19 protein-coding genes are annotated in these 16,012 nt (G+C 41.8%); 12 read left to right on the forward strand and 7 right to left on the reverse strand.

Translation table 11 applies throughout. The annotated features are described in order from the left end of the window. Positions 1-33 precede the first annotated feature (33 nt). The 7 genes from P7J58_RS02755 to P7J58_RS02785 are packed head-to-tail and all read right to left on the reverse strand — an operon-like array spanning position 34 to position 3,249. Positions 34-462 carry a NusG domain II-containing protein gene (locus P7J58_RS02755; RefSeq protein ID WP_408555651.1) on the reverse strand — a complete coding sequence of 143 codons (429 nt, stop codon included), beginning with the start codon at positions 460-462 and terminating at the stop codon, positions 34-36. 52 nt (positions 463-514) lie between these two features. After that, complete coding sequence (locus P7J58_RS02760) at positions 515-862, reverse strand: hypothetical protein (protein ID WP_408555650.1); 348 nt, start codon at positions 860-862, stop codon at positions 515-517. Beyond that, positions 852-1,196 (reverse strand): hypothetical protein, encoded by a 345-nt coding sequence (locus P7J58_RS02765; RefSeq protein ID WP_044760142.1) that lies wholly within the window; start codon positions 1,194-1,196, stop codon positions 852-854. Before P7J58_RS02765 ends, P7J58_RS02760 begins: the two co-directional genes overlap by 11 nt. A gap of 12 nt (positions 1,197-1,208) precedes the next feature. After that, positions 1,209-2,291 (reverse strand): DUF3278 domain-containing protein, encoded by a 1,083-nt coding sequence (locus tag P7J58_RS02770; protein ID WP_408555649.1) that lies wholly within the window; start codon positions 2,289-2,291, stop codon positions 1,209-1,211. A gap of 10 nt (positions 2,292-2,301) precedes the next feature. Next, positions 2,302-2,502 carry a hypothetical protein gene (locus P7J58_RS02775; protein ID WP_002942673.1) on the reverse strand — a complete coding sequence of 67 codons (201 nt, stop codon included), beginning with the start codon at positions 2,500-2,502 and terminating at the stop codon, positions 2,302-2,304. 14 nt (positions 2,503-2,516) lie between these two features. After that, on the reverse strand, positions 2,517-3,050 hold the full coding sequence (locus tag P7J58_RS02780; RefSeq protein ID WP_024399402.1) for a DUF3278 domain-containing protein: 534 nt from the start codon (positions 3,048-3,050) through the stop codon (positions 2,517-2,519). A 10-nt stretch (positions 3,051-3,060) separates the two neighbouring features. After that, positions 3,061-3,249, reverse strand: a complete 189-nt coding sequence (locus tag P7J58_RS02785; protein WP_002942681.1) for a helix-turn-helix transcriptional regulator — start codon at positions 3,247-3,249, stop codon at positions 3,061-3,063. Positions 3,250-3,518: 269 nt separating this feature from the next. Between P7J58_RS02785 and rsmH the strand changes: the two genes are divergently transcribed. The 12 genes from rsmH (at position 3,519) to P7J58_RS02845 (ending at position 16,011) form a co-directional block, all read left to right on the forward strand. Beyond that, the gene (gene rsmH / locus P7J58_RS02790) at positions 3,519-4,469 is read left to right on the forward strand and encodes a 16S rRNA (cytosine(1402)-N(4))-methyltransferase RsmH (protein WP_408555648.1); all 951 of its coding nucleotides are present in this window, start codon (positions 3,519-3,521) and stop codon (positions 4,467-4,469) included. 10 nt (positions 4,470-4,479) lie between these two features. Continuing rightward, the gene (gene ftsL / locus P7J58_RS02795) at positions 4,480-4,803 is read left to right on the forward strand and encodes a cell division protein FtsL (protein WP_002937992.1); all 324 of its coding nucleotides are present in this window, start codon (positions 4,480-4,482) and stop codon (positions 4,801-4,803) included. Continuing rightward, the gene (gene pbp2X, locus P7J58_RS02800; RefSeq protein WP_408555647.1) at positions 4,803-7,052 is read left to right on the forward strand and encodes a penicillin-binding protein PBP2X; all 2,250 of its coding nucleotides are present in this window, start codon (positions 4,803-4,805) and stop codon (positions 7,050-7,052) included. The genes ftsL and pbp2X overlap by 1 nt, the downstream gene beginning before the upstream one ends. 1 nt (position 7,053) lies before the next feature. Further along, the gene (mraY, locus tag P7J58_RS02805; RefSeq protein ID WP_408555646.1) at positions 7,054-8,052 is read left to right on the forward strand and encodes a phospho-N-acetylmuramoyl-pentapeptide-transferase; all 999 of its coding nucleotides are present in this window, start codon (positions 7,054-7,056) and stop codon (positions 8,050-8,052) included. A 93-nt stretch (positions 8,053-8,145) separates the two neighbouring features. Further along, complete coding sequence (locus tag P7J58_RS02810) at positions 8,146-8,979, forward strand: hypothetical protein (protein ID WP_012027651.1); 834 nt, start codon at positions 8,146-8,148, stop codon at positions 8,977-8,979. 79 nt (positions 8,980-9,058) lie between these two features. Further along, positions 9,059-10,402, forward strand: coding sequence for a DEAD/DEAH box helicase (locus tag P7J58_RS02815; protein WP_029174431.1), 1,344 nt, complete (start codon positions 9,059-9,061; stop codon positions 10,400-10,402). Positions 10,403-10,419: 17 nt separating this feature from the next. Then, positions 10,420-10,644 carry a DUF4059 family protein gene (locus P7J58_RS02820; protein ID WP_002936682.1) on the forward strand — a complete coding sequence of 75 codons (225 nt, stop codon included), beginning with the start codon at positions 10,420-10,422 and terminating at the stop codon, positions 10,642-10,644. A 13-nt stretch (positions 10,645-10,657) separates the two neighbouring features. Further along, positions 10,658-11,575, forward strand: a complete 918-nt coding sequence (trxB, locus tag P7J58_RS02825) for a thioredoxin-disulfide reductase (RefSeq protein ID WP_408555645.1) — start codon at positions 10,658-10,660, stop codon at positions 11,573-11,575. 9 nt (positions 11,576-11,584) lie between these two features. Next, the gene (locus P7J58_RS02830) at positions 11,585-12,124 is read left to right on the forward strand and encodes a YceD family protein (RefSeq protein ID WP_029176115.1); all 540 of its coding nucleotides are present in this window, start codon (positions 11,585-11,587) and stop codon (positions 12,122-12,124) included. A gap of 87 nt (positions 12,125-12,211) precedes the next feature. After that, complete coding sequence (gene gndA, locus P7J58_RS02835; RefSeq protein WP_002942698.1) at positions 12,212-13,639, forward strand: NADP-dependent phosphogluconate dehydrogenase; 1,428 nt, start codon at positions 12,212-12,214, stop codon at positions 13,637-13,639. Between the two features lie 81 nt (positions 13,640-13,720). Next, a complete protein-coding gene (locus P7J58_RS02840) occupies positions 13,721-14,410 on the forward strand; it encodes a DNA-binding response regulator (protein ID WP_002942700.1) in 690 nt (229 codons plus the stop codon). Between the two features lie 470 nt (positions 14,411-14,880). Then, positions 14,881-16,011 (forward strand): AI-2E family transporter, encoded by a 1,131-nt coding sequence (locus P7J58_RS02845; protein ID WP_024399411.1) that lies wholly within the window; start codon positions 14,881-14,883, stop codon positions 16,009-16,011. Position 16,012: the final 1 nt, after the last annotated feature.

Below are 16,012 nucleotides of genomic sequence, written 5' to 3' on the forward strand. Positions count from 1 at the left end.
GACACAGTCATTTATCAGGCTGTGTCTTCTTTCTTATAGTGGTAAAATGAGTTCTTCTTCATCAGTGCTTTCGCCACCGACGGATTTGATTTCAATCAAGAGATTATGGGGCAGGCAGACGGAGAGTTGACCCGGCTGGCTAATCCAGCTGGTCATAACGGCGATTTGGTCTGGGCTATTGTCTTCCTTGACACGAATGCGTTCGCCATCAACTTCAATGATATTGTATTGCCCTTCATTGGGATAGTAGGTCTTTTCTTGATGGGGTGTGTCCTTTGATAATTCAAATTGGTCGACCACCTCACCATTGATGCGGACATAGGCAATTGTTTTTGCCTCATTTGTATCTGTTGCCAGATGTGTATAGGTAAAAATTGCTGGAAGAAAGGATAAAATTAGGGTGAATCCGATTAAGATATAATCAAATAGTTTGAGTTGTTTGAGAATGGATTTGAATGTCATATACAATCTATTTTATAGAAAAAATCCTACTTTGTAAAATGTTGGATGCAGACTACTTTTTCAATTGTTTATAGAAGAGCAGGAAAGTAAATATTCCCCAAAATCCTGCTAGAAGCGGTTTGATTTGTCCAGTGAAAAAACCAATGGAGAAGGTTAGGACAAGACCTGCAAAGAGAAACCAGAGCAGTGGTTTACGATAAAGATAGATAGCTTTTTGGAAAGCATTTGATTCTGGGATGCTAGTTTGCCAGTCACTATTCAAGATTGGAAGTATAGTGAGCGGTAAGATAAAGATTGGTGGATTGTCCCCAGTCAGGTAGCTATGTATATACAGGCTACAAATTGTTGTATAGGAGAGAACAATCAAAGTGAGTATAAGTTTCGGTTTGTTAACGTTCATCTGTTTTCTCCTTTTTGAAATACAATCGATAAAGAATAGCCAGAGCAAATCCAGCAGGAAGGATGAGGATATGTGGTTTGACATGTCCTAGCCAAATGCCCACGGAATAGGTCAAGGTCATGGCAAACAGGGCAAAGATGGCTTGAATGATAAAGTAGCGTTTTTCTTCTGCTGTTTGATAGGATTTGATGATTTGAATGGCTGGAAAAGTAAGTAAGAATGAACCACTAATCGGCTCATTGACCATGTAAGAGTAGATGAAGAAGGCAGAAAATAAAGCATAAAATAGAACAAAAAATCGACAGGTTTGTTTGGGTGTAAAAGGTTTGTCCATGGTGTTAGCTCCTTATTTTTTCTTAGTGGTTTCTGTGTCTAATTTTTGCAGATAGGCAAGGGCAGACAGGGCTAGACTGGCAAAGAGGCCCATCATGCCACCGAAGAAGAGGGATTTTACGTGGAAGATGGAATCCAGTAGGGGAAGCTGGAGGCTAAAGAGGTCTGCCAGCCCAGCAAAGAGGCTAGATAGCAGGGCAACCCCCAGTCCCCAAACGAGTGGATTGAGGGTCTGGCCTTGTCTTTCCTCAGGGCTTAGTTCGTCCACGTCATATTGAGGCAGGTCAGCATGGAGGGTGCGCATATTAACGATACCAATGAGGATAATACTGAAGAAGGCAATTATCATTGGATAATAGTTGGCAACCTCCACAGGATAGCGGATAGCTAGGAAGTAGGCGATGGCATTTCCAAAAGCTAGGAAATATAAGTAGTAGATAAAGGCCTGTCCCCCAATCTCATCTGCCCTTGTCCGTCGGTACTCGTCTAAAGGACCACGGATACCATAGAAGTGTCGTATCATATTTTTGATCCACTTGGGTTCTTCTTTGGAAATAGCAGAGCTGACAGTTAGTTTTTCTGCCTTTTTCATGCGTTTGCGTAACATGATTTCAAGAGCAATGCCCGTGAAAATACCACCTAGACAGGCTGCTAGAAATTTTCGGAGGTCAAATAGGTGGTCGAGAGGATTGAGCCCATCCATCCAGGCACCAAAAACAACAGTCCAAATGTACATAACGGTAGTGAAATAGAGGGCGAATTTGAAACTTGCTCCCTTGAGTTGTTTCTGTTCCTTGGTAGTCAGCTCTTCTACATCTAAACTATCCACTTGACTGTGGCGCATCTTGGATGTCATATACATACTGGCGGAAAGAGTGGATAGGAATAGAGCCGTTGGGTAGCCATAGGCAACGACTTGTGGGAAGCGTTTGTATAAGGCAATTGCCAGTAGGGTAAGAGCCATGGTGCCCCAAAAGAGCAGGATAAAGCAGGTATTGCCTAGTCGGAAGGCTTCTTTTTGGCGAAATTCATCCAAGGGCCCTGCGATACCGTAAAATCGTTTGATTAATTTATCTTGAAAGGTTTCTTTTTTCATACGCAGCTCCTTATTTTTGATCGAACAATGGTAAGATGTAAACAAAGCCTAAGAAGTAGATGGTTCCAGCAATCAGCAGTTGTATCCAGAATTTGGCTTGGCTGATGGTATGCAAGATGTCTGCTCCGCTATTGCCCCAAAGCTGAAAGAGTACAAAGAGCGGGATAAAAATTAGAGTAGAGATAAGGGCTTGACGTGTATTCTTTTTCATGGTTTTTCTTCCTTTTATTTGTTTGCGAGAATTTTCTTTTGTAACTGCTTCTTACAATAGTAGTAATGGATGAAGGTGATAGCTCCTGCAACAATTAGCCGACCTAGTAGGAGGATCGGGTCTGTTAGTTCTTCAAGAAATACAGACCATTCTTGATAGAAAGCAGGGGCAGTCGTGGAAGCCAGAAAGGCTCCGAAAAATGTGCTACGACTACTTTTTACAAGAGATTTATTGAGCTTGGTCACATCAATTTCATCCTCATAGCTTTGACTAATGCCATTTTTCAAGGCAAGGTGGGAAGCTAAGGCTTGCGTGAAACCAATGATCAGTATATTGGTTAGGGGGAGCAGAAAGCCAACTTTTTCAGGTTGTCGTAAGGCGATAAGAAGTGCAATTGTATTTCCTATTACCAGGATAGGAAAAACAATCATGACAATGGTGTTACTGAGGCGATAGCTTTCTTGCTGCCGCATTTCATCCATGGGACCACTAATGGAATAAAAATCCTTGGTTGCTTGATTGAGCAATTTTGTAACTAAATCTTTCATGAAAAACTCCTTATTCATTCCAAAAGAGACTATTGAGATCGGTCTGTAAAGCCTTGGCTAGGTTGATACAGAGGTCTAGCGAGGGGTTGTACTTGTTGTTTTCAATCATGTTGATGGTCTGCCTGGATACGCCGATGGCCTTGGCCAAATCCAGCTGGGAAATTCCTAGTAGTAGGCGATAATCTTTGACTCGGTTCATGTGCCCTCCTTTCTATGTCAATTATATCTGACATATTTGATTAAAAATGAGAGGATAGGTTGGCTATCCTTTTAAACTGCTGTCAATTATATCTGACATACAACTGTAAAAAATGTGGAAACCCTCCCTGTTGATGTCAATTATATCTGACACATTTCTGTAATGTTATTATATACCCATCAAGAAAGCTTGTCAACTATATTTGACACATTTTTTGTAAAAAGTTTGCAACAACTTTTTGATTTATTTTGTGGTACAATAGATAAGATATGAGCAAGGAATTTAATCACACTACTGTTCTCTTGCATGAAACAGTAGATATGTTAGACATCAAACCGAATGGAATTTATGTAGATGCAACGCTGGGTGGAGCAGGGCATAGTGAGTATCTGCTCAGTCAGTTGACGGATGGGGGGCATCTTTATGCCTTTGATCAGGATCAGACTGCTATTGATCATGCCCATATTCGCTTGGCATCCTACATTGAAAAAGGACAAGTGACCTTTATCAGGGACAATTTCCGCAATCTCAAGACTCGCTTGGCAGAGCTAGGTGTAACAGAGATTGATGGGATTTGTTACGATTTGGGTGTATCAAGTCCGCAGTTGGATGAGCGGGAGCGTGGCTTTTCTTACAAACAAGATGCTCCGCTTGATATGCGGATGAACCGTGATGGTCAGTTGACGGCCTATGATGTGGTCAATTCCTATGACTACCATGATTTGGTGAGGATTTTCTTTAAATATGGTGAGGATAAATTTTCCAAACAGATTGCTCGTAAGATTGAACAGGCGCGTGCGGTCAAGCCGATTGAAACAACGACTGAGTTGGCAGAGCTGATCAAATCTGCCAAGCCAGCCAAGGAACTTAAGAAGAAGGGGCATCCTGCTAAGCAGATTTTCCAAGCTATTCGGATTGAGGTCAACGATGAGTTGGGAGCAGCAGACGAATCTATCCAGCAGGCCATTGACTTATTGGCTTTGGATGGCCGGATTTCTGTGATTACTTTCCATTCTTTAGAAGATCGTTTGACCAAACAACTCTTCAAAGAAGCAAGTACGATTGATGTTCCAAAAGGTTTGCCATTTATTCCAGACGACTTGAAGGCGCCACTTGAATTGGTCAATCGTAAGCCTATCTTACCTAGTCAAGAAGAATTAGAGGCAAATAATCGCGCGCATTCAGCCAAACTGCGTGTAGCTAAGAAAGTACATAAATAGGAGAGAGTCTATGTTGCAAGAAAAACGTAGAGAAGCCACTATGCGGGTTATCGGTGATAAAATTAGAACCTTCACACGTGTAGAAAAAGCCTTCTATTCAAGCATCGTATTATCTGGATTAGCCCTTGCGATAGGAATTATCTTTATGCAAACGCGGCTTTTGCAACTTCAATCTGGCATGGCCAAAGTCAATCAAGATATTAGTCAAAAACAGATTGAAATTAACGATGCAAAGCAAGCTGTCAATGAATTGACACGTTCAGCTCGCTTGATGGAAATTGCTGAAAAAGCTGGATTAACTTTTAATAATGACAATATTGGAGTAGCCGAATAATGCCCAGAAGAAATAATAAACTCTTGCGGTATGTCTTGAAAAAACAATATATTCCGTCAAAAAATCGTCGAAGAGTAGGACAGAGCCTACTTCTTTTGACGGTTTTCGTCTTTTTTCTCTTTTTAATCAACTTTGCCTATATTATCGGCACTGATAGTAAATTTGGGGTGGACTTGTCAGAGAGAGCTGATGCGGTACACCAGCGTGAAGTTACCGTTCAAGCTAAACGGGGGACGATATACGACCGTACAGGAATTCCTATTGCAGAAGATTCAACGACCTATACAGTCTATGCAATCATTGACACAGAATATGTGTCAGAACTGAAAAAAGTTTTGTATGTGCAGTCTTCTCAGTTCAGCAAAGTAGCAGAAATCTTTAAAAAGCATCTCGGAATGGAGACAGATTATGTTATGGAGCAGCTGAATCAACCGAAACTGAAGCAGGTATACTTTGGGACCTTAGGTAAGAATATCTCCTATAGTACAATGTCGTCAATCCAAGAAGAGATGAAGGCGGCAGGTATTGAAGGGATTGCCTTTGACGCTAGTCCAGGACGGATGTATCCGAATGGAAATTTTGCTTCAATTTTTGTCGGGTTAGCTAATCCGGTTGAAAACAAGGATGGTAGTTATAGTTTACAGGGTGTGAGTGGTTTGGAATATTATCTGAATGATATTCTGGCTGGTCAAGATGGAAAGGTTATCTACGAGAAAGATAGCCAAGGCCGTGTCCTACCTGGAACAGAAAAGGTTGAAACGGAGACAGTAAATGGGCAGGATGTCTATACGACAATTTCAGCCGATCTGCAACGTTCTCTTGAAACCAATATGAATACCTTCTTTGATAACGCCAAAGGGCGATATGCGAATGCAACTTTGGTTTCAGCCAAGACGGGTGAAATATTGGCGACGACCCAAAGGCCAAGCTATGATTCAGATACCAAAGAAGGTCTAGGCCAAGAAGGACTGCTAGAGCGGTCACTCTTATACCAAGAAGCGTTTGAGCCTGGTTCAACAATGAAGGTGCTAACAGTAGCGTCAGCTATCGATAATGGAACCTTTGATCCAAATGCGTATTATACCAATAATGAGTACGTTATTGCAGACGCGAAAATCAATGACTGGACCCTCAATGCAGGTTATTCAGCTGTGACTCTCAATTATGCGCAAGGCTTCTCCCTATCCAGTAACGTTGGGATGACCTTGTTGCAGCAACAGATGGGAGATGAAAAATGGCTAAATTACCTCGCTAAATTCCGCTTTGGCTACCCAACGCGTTTTGGTATGGGGGATGAGGCGCCAGGAATGGTACCAGAGGATAACATTGTTTCTATCGCCATGTCATCGTTTGGTCAGGGTATTTCTGCAAACCAAGCACAGATGCTTCGTAGTTTTACCGCCATTGCGAACAATGGTATTATGCTAGAGCCTAAATTCATCTCAGCTCTTTATAATCCTAATACAGATACAGCTAGAGTTTCTTCGAAAGAAGAAGTGGGAAATCCAGTTTCTGAACAAGCTGCCGACGATACACTTCGCTATATGATTAATGTCGGTACTGACCCTGTTTATGGTACGCTCTACTCACATGACTTACAGGGGCCTGCAATTCAGGTTGACGGCTATGATATTGCAGTCAAATCAGGTACGGCGGAAATTGCCAGTGAAGATGGTCAAGGGTACATTAAAGGTGCCTACATCAACTCTGTAGTAGCCATGATCCCTACTGAGGACCCTGAATTTATCATGTATGTGACCATTCGCCAACCGGAAGTATTAAATGTCCTGTCTTGGCGTGACATTGTCAGTCCTACATTGAAAGAAGCGATGCTGTTGAAAGACAATTTGAATCTGGATTCACCTGCGCCAGCATTGACCCGGGTCGCTAATGAGACAGAGTATCAATTGCCAGACCTCATTGGTAAGGCACCAGGCGAGTCGGCTGAGGAACTTCGCCGTCAATTAGTTCAACCAGTTATCCTTGGAAACGGTGCTGAAATTAAAAAAGTTTCAGTCGAAAAAGGAAGTAACGTAATCGCCAACCAACAGGTTCTACTCCTGACAAATAAATTCGAAGAAATACCAGACCTGTACGCAATCACCAAAGAGAATATGGATATATTTGCTGAATGGACTGGTATCGAAGTGACCTATAAAGGAACGGGTTCAAAAGTAGTCGACCAAAGTGTAGAGGTTGGTACCGCTTTGAATAAAACCGAGAAAATAACAATAACCTTAGGAGACTAACATGCAATTCGCACTTATGTCGGGATTGGTAGCTTTTCTAGCAACCGTTCTCTTAATCCCACGATTTATTACATTTTATCAAGCCAAACGCATCGAGGGGCAACAGATGCACGAAGATGTGAAACAACATCAGTTTAAGGCAGGTACACCAACAATGGGGGGAACAGTTTTTCTCGTTGTTGCGATTCTTGTCAGCTTGTTGTTTGCAACGACCTTTCAACTGTTGACGGGTGGTGTCCTTGCCATCCTCTTCATCCTTGCCCTTTATGGTGTAGTAGGATTTTTGGATGACTTTTTAAAAATTTTCCGTAAAATAAATGAAGGTCTTAATCCTAAACAAAAGCTTGTTCTACAAATTTTAGGAGGTATTGTCTTCTACTTTGTCCACGTAAGAGGAGCAGGTGGCGGAGAATTGAATGTATTTGGTCACATGGTACATTTGGGAGTTCTCTATTTCCCATTTGTTCTGTTCTGGCTGGTCGGTTTTTCAAATGCAGTTAATTTGACAGATGGTATTGATGGATTGGCTTCTATCTCAGTTGTTATCAGTCTTCTAGCTTACTCTGTCATCGCCTTCAATGAGCAAAAATTCGATATTCTTCTAGTTTGTGTGACCATGATTGGTGGCTTGCTCGGTTTCTTTGTTTATAACCGTAAACCAGCGAAGATTTTCATGGGAGATGTGGGCAGCTTGGCTCTCGGTGGTATGTTGGCAACTATTTCAATTGCCCTCCGTCAGGAATGGACCCTCCTCCTTATCGGCCTGGTCTATGTCATTGAAACATCCTCTGTTATGTTGCAAGTTTCATATTTTAAATACACCAAAAAACGCTTTGGAGAAGGTCGTCGTATCTTCCGTATGACTCCTTTTCATCACCATTTGGAGCTTGGAGGTTTGACCGGAAAAGCTGAAAAATGGAGCGAGTGGAAAGTTGATTTTTTCCTCTGGTCAGTCGGTCTCATCATGAGCTTGATTACCCTAGCTATTCTTTATCTATAAAATGTCAGAAACAGCAGAAATGCTGTTTTTTTCACCTTGACAAATATGGTCGGGGGGGGGGTAAAATAGAGAGAGAATTGGTGGAGGATAAAAATGGAACAATTCAATCAAGAACAGTTATATGGAGTGGTTATTCAAACCATGACAGCTGCTAGTCAACTTCCTATGGTTAAAGTCAATCGGGAAGAATTTTTGAAGACTCGTTTTAAAGATAGTCCCTATCTAGATAAAATTATTGCGGATGGACCAACGGCGGTCTTCACTACAAAAGCTTTGCGTAAAGAAGCTGAAAAAATCATTAATGATATGACTACGAAAACATCTTTGATTTCTTTCGCAGCTGGTTTACCGGGGAATCCATTTACAGCGGTGGCGGCAGGTACTGCTGATATAGCTCAGTATTTTGGTTTTGCCTTGAATTTGTCGCAACAAATCGCTTATCTTTTTGGTGAAGATGAATTATTTGTTGGTGAAGGGAAGGAAATTTCAGAAGAGGTTCAAATCCGCATTATTGCCTACATTGGTGTCATGTTTGGAGCAGGTGGTTCAGCAGTTCTTCTCAATAAAGTATCCAAGACAGTCGGAGCTAATATCGGTAAAAAAGTAGCTATGCAGGCTTTGACCAAGACAACTTGGTATCCCTTGGTGAAAAAGGTAGCCGCAGTGATTGGTGTGAAAATTACCAAAAAGACTGTTGAAAAGACGATTGCCAATGCAGTTCCTATTTTGGGTGGTCTAATTTCAGGAGGTTTGACCTATTTTACCTTCCAGCCCATGGGAGGGATGTTGGCAGACACATTTGTGAAAAAAATAAATGGTGATTTTGATGGCGAATTAGAACTCACTGAGGCCTTTAAAGCAAGTTTGGAAGAAGAGAAGGAACTTGGAATTATTGAGGCAGAATTTACTGAAGCAAGTGAGAGTTGATTAGGACGGGTATCCGTCCTTTTTGCTTGTCCACCTAAATCGTGCTATAATAGAGGGCAGTACAACTAAAGAGGGAACTATGAAATTTACAGATATGAAACTCAAGCCTTATATTCAGGAGGCTTTGAAAGAAATTAACTTTGTCCAACCGACAGAAGTTCAGGAGAAATTGATTCCAGTTGTTTTGTCAGGGCGAGACTTGATAGGGGAATCAAAAACAGGTTCGGGTAAGACCCATACCTTCTTGATCCCGATTTTCCAAAAATTAAATGAGGAATTGGACCAAGTTCAGGCTGTTATTACAGCCCCATCTCGTGAACTGGCTACTCAGATTTATCAAGCGGCACGCCAGTTGGCTAGTCATTCGGACATCGAGGTTCGTGTGACCAATTATGTTGGCGGTACGGATAAGAACCGTCAAATTGACAAGCTTCAAGCTAGTCAGCCTCACATTGTTGTTGGGACACCAGGGCGTATCTATGATTTGGTCAAATCAGGTGACCTTGCTATCCATAAAGCAAAAACCTTTGTGGTGGATGAGGCAGATATGACCTTGGACATGGGCTTTTTAGAAACAGTTGATAAGATTGCTGGTAGCCTGCCAAAAGACTTGCAATTTATGGTCTTTTCAGCGACCATTCCGCAGAAACTCCAACCGTTTTTGAAAAAATACTTGTCCAATCCAGTCATGGAACAAATCAAGACCCATACGGTCATTTCAGATACCATTGAAAACTGGCTGATTTCAACCAAGGGGCGTGACCGTAATGCTCAAATCTTGGAAGTAACCAAGCTCATGCAACCTTACTTGGCCATGATTTTTGTCAATACAAAGACACGTGCAGATGAATTGCATAGCTATTTGACTGCGAACGGTCTTCGTGTCGCAAAGATTCATGGGGATATTCCTCCACGTGAGCGCAAGCGGATGATGAACCAGGTGAAAAACTTGGACTATCAGTACATTGTTGCAACTGATTTAGCAGCACGTGGGATTGATATTGAGGGCGTCAGTCATGTCATCAATGATACTATTCCACAAGACCTTTCCTTCTTTGTTCACCGTGTGGGGCGCACAGGTCGTAATGGTTTATCAGGTATTGCCATTACCCTTTATCAGCCAAGCGATGATGCAGATATTCGAGAGCTAGAAAAACTCAATATCAAATTCTTGCCAAAAGAAATGAAAAATGGCGAATTTGTCGATACCTACGACCGTGACCGCCGTGCTAACCGTGAAAAATCTCGTGAAAAACTAGATTTGGAAATGATTGGCTTGGTCAAGAAGAAAAAGAAAAAAGTCAAACCAGGCTACAAGAAGAAAATACAATGGGCTGTTGATGAAAAACGTCGCAAGACCAAGCGAGTTGAAGCGCGTGCAAAGGGTCGTGCAGAACGTAAAGCCAAGCGTCAAACCTTTTAAAGTAATCGAGGAAAAAGATGTTACAAAACATTCTAAGTTTTTATTTACAAGGATTGCTAATAGCTTCCTTGTTGATTATCACTTCTAGTCTGGTCTGGTTTATCTGGCGTGCGACAAAGGGTGTGGATAAAACCTTGCAAGAACGACAAGATTTCTTGTTTGATTTGTTGATGATTAATGTGATGACAATCCCCATTGCAGCCTTTGGAGTAGTGGGAATCTTATTAATGTTTAAAGCGTAGAAGGAAAAAGTATATGTACGATACAGTTGTAATTGGTGCGGGTCCTGCGGGGATGACTGCAGCTCTTTATGCAGGGCGTAGCAATTTAAAGGTAGCTCTTTTGGAACGTGGTATTTATGGTGGTCAGATGAATAATACTTCGGAAATTGAAAACTATCCAGGCTATGACCATATTTCAGGTCCAGCCTTGGCTGAAAAAATGTTTGAACCCTTGGAAAAATTCGGTGTGGACCATATTTTTGGCACCCTAGTCCGTATTGAAGAAGAAGGACAAATTAAGAAAGTGATTACTGAGGATGGTGTTTTGGAGACAAAGACAGTCGTTCTAGCCATGGGGGCAAAACATCGCTTGTTAGGTATTCCAGGTGAGGATACTTACAATAGTCGCGGCGTTTCCTATTGTGCGGTCTGTGACGGTGCCTTCTTCCGTGGTCAAAAACTCTTGGTAGTTGGCGGAGGTGATTCTGCGGTCGAAGAAGCCCTCTTCTTGACACAATTTGCGGAATCTGTGACCATTGTTCACCGCCGTGACCAACTTCGTGCTCAAAAAGTCATTCAAGACCGCGCTTTTGCCAATGAAAAAATCAACTTTATCTGGGATAGCGTAGTGGAAGAAATCAAGGGCGACGACTTACGTGTACAAAGCGTGGTTATCAAAAATGTGAAAACTGAAGAAGTCAGTGAACTTGATTTCGGTGGTGTCTTTATCTATGTTGGTTTGGATCCGATGACGGATTCGGTTGCCGATTTGGGTATTACGGATGAGTCTGGCTGGATTATTACAGATGAAAAGATGGCAACCAGCAAATCAGGTATTTACGCTATCGGTGATATTCGCCAAAATCAACTGCGCCAGATTGCGACTGCTGTGGGAAATGGTGCAGTTGCTGGTCAGGAAGTCTATAACTACATCACAGAACTAGCTGAATAGGGGAATACAATGTTTCATATTTACGACATTCAGAAAAATCCAGATGGAATTTCCTTTGAGAAAACCTTGGACTTGCAGGAAGAATTGCAGGCTCGAAATGGTGAAGTTCTAGGCTTGTCGCCTGTACAAGTAAGTGGAAATGTTCGCTTTGAGTCAGGTTTCTTTTTCTTGGATTATCAGATGACTTACGATATTACCTTGGCATCCAGTCGTTCTCTGCAACCTGTCCTGTTACATGAAGTTCAAGAGGTCAATGAACTCTTTGTTGCCAATGAAGCAGCTCTTAAAGAACAAGATTTGATTGATGAGGATATGGTACTGGTAGTAGAAGATGACCACATTGTCCTTGATGAGAGTGTAGCAGATAATATTTTACTGGCTATACCAATCAAAGTCTTGACACCTGAAGAAGAAGCTGGACAGGAACTGCCATCTGGTCAAGCTTGGGCTTTAATGACTGAGGAAGATTTTCAACAAAAAGCTCAAGAGAAAAAAGAGGCCAATAGTCCTTTTGCTCAATTGCAGGGCTTGTTTGATAGTGAAGAATAGTTTGGATAGTTAAATTATCTGAAAATTCTTGTCAACTTTCCCCATTCGGTGTATAATGAAAGGGATACAAATTAGAGGAGTAAACAAATGACTAAAGCAAATTTTGGTGTTGTAGGAATGGCCGTTATGGGCCGCAACCTTGCGCTTAATGTTGAATCACGTGGCTATTCAGTAGCTATTTACAACCGCTCTGCTGATAAAACAGAAGATGTTGTTGCAAGCAACCCAGGTAAAAACTTGGTACCAAGTTACGATGTGGAAAGCTTTGTGGCATCTATCGAAAAACCACGTCGCATCATGCTTATGGTTCAAGCTGGTCCTGGTACAGATGCAACCATTCAAGCACTCTTGCCACACTTGGATGAAGGTGACATCTTGATCGATGGTGGTAATACTTTCTACGAAGACACTATCCGTCGTTCAAAAGAATTGGCAAACTCAGGTATTAACTTCATCGGTACAGGTGTATCTGGTGGTGAAAAAGGAGCTCTTGAAGGTCCATCTATCATGCCTGGTGGTCAGAAAGAAGCTTACGAATTGGTAGCAGATGTCTTGGAAGAAATTTCAGCAAAAGCACCAGAAGATGGAGCGCCATGTGTGACTTATATCGGTCCAGATGGAGCTGGTCACTACGTAAAAATGGTACACAACGGTATCGAGTATGGCGACATGCAATTGATTGCGGAGTCTTATGACCTCATGCAACACTTGCTCGGTTTGTCTGTTGATGAAATGGCTGACATCTTTACTGAGTGGAACAAAGGCGAATTGGATAGCTACTTGATTGAAATCACAGCAGATATTTTGAAACGTAAAGACGATCAAGGTCAAGATGGACCAATCGTTGATTACATTTTGGATGCGGCTGGTAACAAGGGAACTGGTAAGTGGACAAGTCAATCATCACTTGACTTGGGTGTGCCACTGTCATTGATTACAGAATCTGTATTTGCTCGTTATATCTCAACCTACAAAGATGAGCGTGTGGCAGCAAGCAAGGTCCTTCCAAAACCAGCTCCGTTTGCATACGAAGGCGACAAGGCTGAATTGGTAGAAAAAATCCGTCAAGCATTGTACTTCTCAAAAATCATGTCTTATGCACAAGGTTTTGCACAGTTGCGCGTAGCATCAAAAGAAAACAACTGGAACTTGCCATTTGGTGAAATCGCAAAAATCTGGCGTGCAGGTTGTATCATCCGTGCTCGCTTCTTGCAAAAAATCACAGATGCCTACGGACGTGATGAAGACTTGGCAAACTTGCTCTTGGATGAGTACTTCCTTGATGTAACAGCTAAGTATCAACAGGCAGTTCGTGATGTTGTTGCCTTGGCAGTTCAAGCAGGAGTTCCTGTACCAACATTCTCAGCAGCTATTACCTACTTCGATAGCTACCGTGCTGAAAACTTGCCAGCGAACTTGATTCAAGCACAACGTGACTACTTTGGTGCTCACACTTATAACCGTAAAGATAAAGAAGGAATCTTCCATTACGACTGGTATAGCGAATCAAAATAGAAAAGATGGGCGTGGAAGCGCCCTTCTTTCTAGTCATAATACGATTCCTACACCATTTGAAAGAATAGAAAAGGATGGACAATGGCTAAGAAAATTTTGATTGCTGGTAAAGAACGCAATCTCTCGCATTTTGTTTCCATGGAATTGCAGAAAAAAGACTATCTTGTTGATTATGCATCGACAGGGAAAGAGGCTATGTCCTTGGCACATGAAACGGATTTTGACTTGATTCTGATGAGTTTTCAGCTTTCAGACATGTCCAGCAAGGAATTGGCTGCAGAACTATTAGCGATAAAACCAGCCACGGTCATGATTGTGGTAGTTGAGCCGACAGAAGTTAGTCAATATGGGGAAGAAGTCCTCTCTTATGCTGTTTCCTACGTAGTGAAGCCCTTTGTCATCAGTGATTTAGTGGAGCAAATTTCTGCGATTTTTCGTGGTCGTGATTTTATTGATAATAATTGTAAGCAGGTTCACATGCATGCGGCCTATCGTGATTTGAAGGTTGATTTTCAAAATCGAACAGTGACTCGAGGTGATGAATTGATTAATTTGACCCGCCGAGAGTATGATCTGTTGGCGACCTTAATGAATAGCCCAGAGCCTGTTAGTCGAGAACAACTTCTTGAGCGTGTTTGGAAATATGAAGCGGCTTCTGAGACCAATGTCGTCGATGTATATATTCGCTATCTACGTGGTAAACTGGATTTGCCACATCAAGATTCATATATAAAAACAGTTCGTGGTGTCGGATATGCCATGCGCGATTGATTTAGAGTAGAGAGGAGGGAGTGAGAAAGAACTCTATTTTTCAAAAATGAGTTCGTCAACAAGTCTTTATTTCTAGTTGTCGAGCTGAAACAGTCTATTCCCAGACTGTTTCACTCCCACCCCCGCACAGCTCAAACTGTCTGGGGGACAGTTGGAAGTTGGAAATAGAGCGAACAAAGTTCGCTACAAAACTGTCTGGGAGATAGTTTGAGGTTGGAGATGAAGCGAACTCTGTTCGCATCAGTCGTAGAGGTCAGATTTTGAGTGTGAAACGCGAATTTCTGAGATTTGCTTCGCAAATCTTATCTCCAACCTTTAACAGTCCACTGGACTGTTAAACCCAATCAACCACTGCGCTGAGATGTTGACACGAACTTTGAAAAGAGAGGTTGGTCTTTTTGTCCAGCCCCTCTTTCTTTTTCTATAAGCGTGTGATAAAATAGTAGCCAATAAGTAAGAATGGAAAAGTTATGAATACATCATTTAAAGAAAAAGTCATATTAATACTCTTATCTGGAGCGACATTGTTAGCTGTTCTCAACTGGTCTAGTATTTATGGGGCTATTCAACAATTATTAGGCAGTATGAATTCGCTTTTTATTGGAGCTATTTTTGCCTTCATCCTCAATGTTCCCATGAAAAAATTAGAAGATCAGTTTGAAAAAATTTCTTTTTTAAAGAAATCCAAGCGGTCTTTGGCAATTGTTGGAGTATTAATTGGATTTGCTTTAATTGTGACAGGACTGGTGGTGATTGTTCTTCCTACATTGGTGACGACTGTTTCAGAACTGGTTTCGGTTAGCAGCACAGCCATTCCAAAATCGGTAAATGCCCTAACTAATTTTCTTGAATCAAATGGTCTTTTGTCGGGACAAATCGGAGACCAGATTGCCAGCTTTTTGGATCAGTTGAAGAATTTAACACTTATTTCAAGTTTGGTCACACCAATTTTATCTGGCTTGGTGTCCAATGTGACGGGGATTTTTTCGAACACTATGACGTTGATAATGGCTTTCTTCTTCACTCTAGCGATTTTAGGGAGCAAGGAACACTTGCAGGCGATGACGAGAAAGTTCTTGCAGGCTACCTTGCCAGAGAAGGCTGTCAGAGTAGTGAACTATATTGGAGAAGTTATTGTTGATACCTATGACCGATTCTTGATGAGTCAGATTGTTGAGGCATGTATCATTGGGATACTTGTCTTTGTTAGTTATTCGCTCTCAGGAATTCCTTATGCCAGCATGGCTGGTATTTTGGCTGGGGTCCTATCGTTTGTACCTTATATCGGTCCCTTTTCAGCGTGTTTGATTAGTGCTCTCTTTGTGGCGGTACAAAATCCGCTCTTGGCACTCTGGTCTATCGTGCTCTTCCAGATTCTTCAGTTGATTGAAGGGAATGTGATTTACCCGCGCGTGGTTGGTCAATCAGTTGGTCTTCCGACTCTCTTTACCCTGGCTGCAGCCTTGATTGGTGGTAATTTGTTTGGTCTACTTGGTATGGTCTTCTTTACCCCAATTTTTGCGGTTGTCTACCGCCTGGTTCGTGAATGGGTTGCCAGTCGATTGAAGAAGCAAGGTGAATTATTGGTAGAAAGTGAGTAAT

Source organism: Streptococcus suis (assembly GCF_046032535.1).
Classification (GTDB): domain Bacteria; phylum Bacillota; class Bacilli; order Lactobacillales; family Streptococcaceae; genus Streptococcus; species Streptococcus suis_AK.

Excerpts from the sequence above, each read along its gene's own strand:
- P7J58_RS02755 (WP_408555651.1), bottom strand. The coding sequence starts at position 462 with ATGACATTCAAATCCATTCTCAAACAACTCAAACTATTTGATTATATC.
- P7J58_RS02760 (WP_408555650.1), bottom strand. The coding sequence starts at position 862 with ATGAACGTTAACAAACCGAAACTTATACTCACTTTGATTGTTCTCTCC.
- P7J58_RS02765 (WP_044760142.1), bottom strand. The coding sequence starts at position 1,196 with ATGGACAAACCTTTTACACCCAAACAAACCTGTCGATTTTTTGTTCTA.
- P7J58_RS02770 (WP_408555649.1), bottom strand. The coding sequence starts at position 2,291 with ATGAAAAAAGAAACCTTTCAAGATAAATTAATCAAACGATTTTACGGT.
- P7J58_RS02775 (WP_002942673.1), bottom strand. The coding sequence starts at position 2,502 with ATGAAAAAGAATACACGTCAAGCCCTTATCTCTACTCTAATTTTTATC.
- P7J58_RS02780 (WP_024399402.1), bottom strand. The coding sequence starts at position 3,050 with ATGAAAGATTTAGTTACAAAATTGCTCAATCAAGCAACCAAGGATTTT.
- P7J58_RS02785 (WP_002942681.1), bottom strand. The coding sequence starts at position 3,249 with ATGAACCGAGTCAAAGATTATCGCCTACTACTAGGAATTTCCCAGCTG.
- rsmH (WP_408555648.1), top strand. The coding sequence starts at position 3,519 with ATGAGCAAGGAATTTAATCACACTACTGTTCTCTTGCATGAAACAGTA.
- ftsL (WP_002937992.1), top strand. The coding sequence starts at position 4,480 with ATGTTGCAAGAAAAACGTAGAGAAGCCACTATGCGGGTTATCGGTGAT.
- pbp2X (WP_408555647.1), top strand. The coding sequence starts at position 4,803 with ATGCCCAGAAGAAATAATAAACTCTTGCGGTATGTCTTGAAAAAACAA.
- mraY (WP_408555646.1), top strand. The coding sequence starts at position 7,054 with ATGCAATTCGCACTTATGTCGGGATTGGTAGCTTTTCTAGCAACCGTT.
- P7J58_RS02810 (WP_012027651.1), top strand. The coding sequence starts at position 8,146 with ATGGAACAATTCAATCAAGAACAGTTATATGGAGTGGTTATTCAAACC.
- P7J58_RS02815 (WP_029174431.1), top strand. The coding sequence starts at position 9,059 with ATGAAATTTACAGATATGAAACTCAAGCCTTATATTCAGGAGGCTTTG.
- P7J58_RS02820 (WP_002936682.1), top strand. The coding sequence starts at position 10,420 with ATGTTACAAAACATTCTAAGTTTTTATTTACAAGGATTGCTAATAGCT.
- trxB (WP_408555645.1), top strand. The coding sequence starts at position 10,658 with ATGTACGATACAGTTGTAATTGGTGCGGGTCCTGCGGGGATGACTGCA.
- P7J58_RS02830 (WP_029176115.1), top strand. The coding sequence starts at position 11,585 with ATGTTTCATATTTACGACATTCAGAAAAATCCAGATGGAATTTCCTTT.
- gndA (WP_002942698.1), top strand. The coding sequence starts at position 12,212 with ATGACTAAAGCAAATTTTGGTGTTGTAGGAATGGCCGTTATGGGCCGC.
- P7J58_RS02840 (WP_002942700.1), top strand. The coding sequence starts at position 13,721 with ATGGCTAAGAAAATTTTGATTGCTGGTAAAGAACGCAATCTCTCGCAT.
- P7J58_RS02845 (WP_024399411.1), top strand. The coding sequence starts at position 14,881 with ATGAATACATCATTTAAAGAAAAAGTCATATTAATACTCTTATCTGGA.